We start from the raw sequence: 437 nt of genomic DNA on the forward strand, positions 1-437 counted from the left end.
CCCGCGAGATGCAGGACCTGCCAGCCTCCGGCGCCGGCGTCAGCCCCGGCGACGTGCCGCGCGAGCTCCGCCGAGCGCGGGCGCGAGGGGAGGGCGGTGCCGGCCGTCAGGCCCCGGCACCACCCCGCCCCGAGACGCCAGTCACTTCCGCGGGCTGCTCGAGCTTCGCGCGGAGGACCTGGTCCTCCGGCGCCGGCGTCAGCCCCGGCGACGTGCCGCGCGAGCTGCACCGGGCACGAGCGCGGGCGCGAGGGGAGGGCGGTGCCGGCCTTCAGGCCCCGGCGCCACCCCGCCCCGAGAGCCAGTCACTCCCGCGAGATGCAGGACCTGCCAGCCTCCGGCGCCGGCGTCAGCCCCGGCGACGTGCCGCGCGAGCTCCGCCGAGCGCGGGCGCGAGGGGAGGGCGGTGCCGGCCGTCAGGCCCCGGCACCACCCCG

1 pseudogene is annotated in these 437 nt (G+C 81.0%); it reads right to left on the reverse strand.

Annotation, left to right across the window (positions count from 1 at the left end):
- Nucleotides 1–198: 198 nt before the first annotated feature.
- Nucleotides 199–437: pseudogene (locus FJV41_RS53345) on the reverse strand (hypothetical protein); the annotation flags it as partial.

Origin of the sequence: Myxococcus llanfairpwllgwyngyllgogerychwyrndrobwllllantysiliogogogochensis, from assembly GCF_006636215.1 — a bacterium.
GTDB classification, from domain to species: Bacteria; Myxococcota; Myxococcia; order Myxococcales; family Myxococcaceae; genus Myxococcus; species Myxococcus llanfairpwllgwyngyllgogerychwyrndrobwllllantysiliogogogochensis.